Consider the following 2,611-nt stretch of genomic DNA (forward strand, 5'->3'; position numbering starts at 1 on the left):
TCCGCCCAGAAATCGACGAGGACAGGCCCATCGGCCTTGAGCACTTCTTCTTCGAAGCTGGAATCGGTCAATGCTTTCGTCGCCATCGATAATCTCCTCATACACGTTTCCATCCACTTAGGTGGTAGCGCGGTAATCCTCAACCGAGCGCCGACAAACTTTGCTCCTGATCGGCAAAGTGGGGCTTGTGGTCGGCCAGCAGAGTTTCCGGTATCCGCAGCATGTGCGGCCCGGCCGTGTAGAGCAGCCAGGCCTCGACAACCCTGCCCGGGAAGATGATTTCCAGCGCATAGCGGTAGGCGGCCATCTGCCGGAGATAGCCGGTCGGGACGCGTTCGGCGCTATCGGGCACTTCGCGCCCGGTCTTGAAATCGACGATGCGAATAGTCTCGTCGCCGATCAGCAGCCGGTCGACGGTTCCCGAAACGACGACATCGTCGACGACGGCCGCAATGGGCGCTTCGGCCAGCGCATCTCGCGAGAAGAGCGCGGCATATTGGGGCGCTTCTATCACCGCCAGCGCCGTGTCTATAAGCTCATCGGGGTCGATATCCGGATCGGTGCCACGCGCGGCGAGCCATTGAGAGGCCGCCTCGCGCCGGCGATCGGGTGCGACATCGGGCAGTCGTTCGAACAGGCGGTGGAGCAATGTGCCGCGTTTCGCCGCCAGTTGCGCAGTCTCACCGGGCGGAGACTGGCCGATATCGTCGGGCCCGAGCGCCGAGGGGGCGAGCGGGCGCGGCGGGCGTTCTTCGGGCGGCGCGGCTTTTCTGATCCAGTCCGGTTCTTCGGGTTCGGACAGCGAACGCGGCGGGCGTGGGGCTTTGCGGGTGGGGGGCGGTACGGGATCGTGACCGCGAAAGTGACGGACGCCGCCCCATAGCGGATCGGCCTCCCAGTCGTCGCAGATGGTCTCCAACGCACGTCCTACGGCCGCATACCAGCTCTCCTCCGGGGGCTCGCCCTTGGCGCGCGGGCCGAGCGCGCCACCGATCACCAGATGCTCCTCGGCACGCGTCAGCGCGACGTAGAGCAGCCGCCAGTGCTCCTCGCGCTCCTCGGCATCGAGGCGGTCCACGGCATCGGCGAGTGCATCGATCTGCTCGGCCTTGCGCGGCCGCGGCACGGGAACCGGCGGCTTGCCCTCGGCATGGGCCAGCTCGATCCCGCCGCCGCGCATCAGCGTCGGATCGAAGGTTGCATCGGCAAGGATCACAAGCGGCGCCTCAAGCCCCTTCGCGCCGTGCACGGTCATCACGCGCACGGCATCGAGCGGAGCGGATGGATCGCGCTTGATTTCGGCCTCGCCGCGCTCGAACCAGTCGAGGAAATGCTGGAGCGAGGGCGGATTGTCGCGCTCGAACAGCAAGGCCGTGTTGAGCAGTTCCTCGATCGGATCGCGTGCTTCCGCGCCAAGCCGTGCCAGAAGCTTGCGGCGGCCATCGAGCGAACCCGACAGGATCGATTCGAGCAATTGATAGGGCGTTTCAAGGTCTGCGCGCGCGAGGATCGCGCTCAACCCCTCACGCGCTTCGGCGGTCGCTCCGCCGCCCTCGCGAACGGCGCGCCAGAGCGTCGTGTCGCCGCGCCGATACGCCACGTCGTAAAGCTCTTCCTGCGACCAGCCGAAAAGCGGCGAGACGAGTAGCGCGGCAAGGTTGAGATCGTCATCGGGCTGCAGCGCGAAGCGCAGCGCGGAAAGCAGATCCTGCACCGCCAGCGGGTCGGTCAGCATCAGCCGGTCGACGCCTGCAACGGGCACACCCTCCTGATGCAGCCGCGCGACGATCAGCGAAGCGAGCTCGCTACGCCGCCGCACGAGGATCAGGACATCCTCGGGCCGCAGCGCCCGGTTCTTCGCCTCGAGCCAGAGCGGCTCGTCGAGCCACGCCCGGACCTGCTTCGCCAGCCTCCGGGCCATCTCCAGCGTCGCATCACCGAGCCACCCTTCCTCGGCCTCGCCCTCATTGTCGTCCTCACCGGCAACGACGGGTCTCCAGAGGCTGACGCGCCCCGGAAGTTTTTCGCGCCCGCTCCGATGCGCCCGCAACGCCCCCGGATAGCCGATCGCCTCGGCGCCGATTTCCTGCATCACCTGGTCGACGAGTTCGAGGATGGGCAGCGTCGAGCGGTAGGAGCGGTCAAGGCTCAGATCGTGCAGTTCGCGCTGCCGCTCGGCGATATAGCCGGCGAAGCGGGTGCGGGCGAGATTGAACTGGTGCGGGCTGGTCCCCTGAAAGCCGAAAATCGCCTGCTTGAAGTCGCCGACCGCGAAAATGGTGCGGAAATCGCTATTCGGCTCGTTTTCGAGATCGGCCTGCCAGAATTCCTCGGCGAGCTTTTCGACGATCAGCCATTGCGCGTCATTGGTATCCTGCGCCTCGTCGACGAGGATATGGTCGATCCCCTGATCGAGCTTATAGCGCACCCAGTCGCCCATCCCCGGCTGGAGCAGCAGCGCACGGGTCAACCTGATGAGGTCGTCGAAATCGAGCCCTCCGGCGCGGCGCTTGGCCAGCGCATAGTCGCGCGCGAACTGCTGCCCGGCGCGCAGGCCTGCCGCGGCGAAATCGGCGAAATCGGCCTTGATCCGCATCGCCAGCAAGGCGCC

At 66.4% G+C, this 2,611-nt stretch carries 1 protein-coding gene and 1 pseudogene; both read right to left on the bottom strand.

Annotation, left to right across the window (positions count from 1 at the left end):
* A pseudogene (locus tag Q0139_RS11365) lies at positions 1-86 on the bottom strand (thiol reductase thioredoxin); the annotation flags it as partial.
* A gap of 53 nt (positions 87-139) precedes the next feature.
* Positions 140-2,611, bottom strand: a 2,472-nt coding sequence (locus Q0139_RS11370; RefSeq protein WP_298021815.1) for a UvrD-helicase domain-containing protein, incomplete at its 5' end; no start/stop codon positions are given.

The sequence above is a fragment of the uncultured Parasphingopyxis sp. genome, assembly GCF_937129435.1.
In the GTDB taxonomy this organism is placed as follows: domain Bacteria; phylum Pseudomonadota; class Alphaproteobacteria; order Sphingomonadales; family Sphingomonadaceae; genus Parasphingopyxis.